A 1,437-nucleotide genomic window follows, 5' to 3' on the forward strand; every position below is an offset into this window, starting at 1 on the left:
TCGAAGCAACACGTTGCTGTTGAATTGATCGTAGGTGTTCGTCCCAAGCTTCAGCGGGTGTTCGCCATTGGAGTCGTTTCCGTGGTCGCGTGTTGAGAGCGTGGGCGACTGCCGCGAGATCGTCTGGGCTCCATCGCGAGAGATCAGTTCCCTTCGGAAAGTATTGGCGCAGTAGTCCATTCGTGTTCTCGTTGGTGCCTCGTTGCCACGGGCTGTGTGGGTCGGCGAAGTAGACCTTCAGACCGGTGTCGATGGTGAACTGGGCGTGTGCGGACATCTCTTTCCCGCGGTCCCAGGTCAGCGAGCGTTTGAGTTCGGTGGGCATCGACGCCAGTGCCTGTGCCAACGCTCTGTTCATCGACACCGCTCCGTATCCCGACAGTGCTGGCCCGTTCTTGGTGATCGGTTGCTGTCGCCACCCACGCTCCCGTGGCAGGTGCACGAGGGTGGTGTATCCGGTTGTGCGCTCGACGACGGTTCCGATTGCGGACCTGTCCGTACCGATGATGAGGTCACCCTCGTGGTGCCCGGGGATCGCACGGTCGTCGGCTTCTTCGGGACGCTCGCTGATCAGTACGTCCGGTGTCACGTGAGCCCAGGCAGCACGCTTTGCTCTTGCCCGCGGCATGCGCAGAGCACGGCCGGTGCGCAGGCACAAGATGAGTTCGCGGCGCAGCGCACCGCGACCCTCGATGAACAGGGACTGGTAGATGGCTTCGTGGCTGATTCTCATGCTCAGATCATCCGGGAAATCGATTGGTAGCCGGTTCGAAATCTGCTCGGGGCTCCACGCTTTCACCCATCGGCGGTCCTGACGATGGGGCTTGTTCAAGCCTTTCCATTGCCGTTCGAGCGGTCCGGCGACAGCATCGCCGCCAGGCATGGTGATCTGGCCCGAGAGTCGGCCCTCAACGTAGTGCCGTAACCGATCGTTGGCCGTGAGCTTGGCGGTCTTCGGGCGGCGGGCAAACAACTCGGCTTTCCAATGCGCCACGCTGGCGCGGTATTCGAGCGTGCCTCCACGCGTGGCAGCGTTGCGGCGCAACTCCCGCGAGATCGTCGACGGGCTCCTCCCGATGGCACTCGCGATCGCGCGCACTCCGTGGCCGGTGGCGTGCAGGATCGCGATTTCCTCACGCTCTGCCAAAGAAAGGTACCTGCCTGCCGGCGCGGGCCACGAGTACGGCGTCATCCCGCCAGCGTGCCGGAACCACCGCTGACCAACCGCTTGCGCCACGCCGACAGCGTCAGCTGCCTCGCGAGGTAGCTTGCCAGTACTGATCTGCTCCCAAAAATCTCGTTCCTTAGACCGAGGATGGCCCGGCGCTCCCGGTGACCTCATCGGAGCCCTGCCCGTCACCTCCCGCACCCAATCCGATGGACGACCCACAACACCCTCCTGACCTCGAATGTTGCTTCCACCGATTGAGCCCAATC

At 63.1% G+C, this 1,437-nt stretch carries 1 protein-coding gene; it reads right to left on the minus strand.

Annotated elements, in window-relative coordinates; translation table 11 throughout:
* A partial coding sequence (locus tag RG2_RS31175; protein ID WP_255285248.1) for an IS30 family transposase occupies positions 1 to 1,342 on the minus strand: 1,342 nt, incomplete at its 3' end.
* Between the last annotated feature and the right edge of the window lie 95 nt (positions 1,343 to 1,437).

It is taken from the genome of Rhodococcus globerulus NBRC 14531, from assembly GCF_001894805.1.
GTDB lineage: Bacteria > Actinomycetota > Actinomycetes > Mycobacteriales > Mycobacteriaceae > Rhodococcus_F > Rhodococcus_F globerula.